This is a genomic window from Pseudomonas sp. MIL9 (genome assembly GCF_016887925.1).
GTDB lineage: Bacteria > Pseudomonadota > Gammaproteobacteria > Pseudomonadales > Pseudomonadaceae > Aquipseudomonas > Aquipseudomonas mohnii.
Genome location: NZ_JAFEHE010000061.1, coordinates 1 through 434 on the forward strand (window position 1 = coordinate 1; position 434 = coordinate 434).

1 protein-coding gene is annotated in these 434 nt (G+C 63.6%); it reads left to right on the forward strand.

Going from position 1 to position 434, the window contains the following annotated elements; genetic code table 11:
* Positions 1-434, forward strand: a 434-nt coding sequence (locus JQF37_RS31880) for an NAD-dependent epimerase/dehydratase family protein (protein ID WP_204149931.1), incomplete at both ends; no start/stop codon positions are given.

Here is a 434-nt window from a genome sequence, read left to right on the forward strand (position 1 = left end):
GCCAGCGGGCTGCGTTTCTTTACGGTTTACGGACCGTGGGGGCGGCCGGACATGGCGCTGTTCAAGTTTACCGAGGCCATGCTCAAAGGCCGGCCGATCGACATCTATAACCAGGGCCGGATGGCACGGGATTTCACGTACATCGACGACATCGTCGAAAGCATCGCCCGTTTGCGCACGCGCCCGCCGCTGGCGGATGAACCCGGCACGGGCGCCAACCGCTTGTTCAATATCGGTCGCGGCCAGCCAGTGGCGCTGCTGGAATTCGTCGACTGCCTGGAGGCGGCGCTGGGTATGCAAGCCCAACGCAACTATCTACCGCTGCAGGCTGGCGATGTGGTCAAGACCTGGGCCGATGTGTCGGCCCTGGCAGAGTGGGTCGATTTCAGTCCGCAGGTGCCGGTTGGCACCGGCGTCGGGGAGTTTGTGAAGTG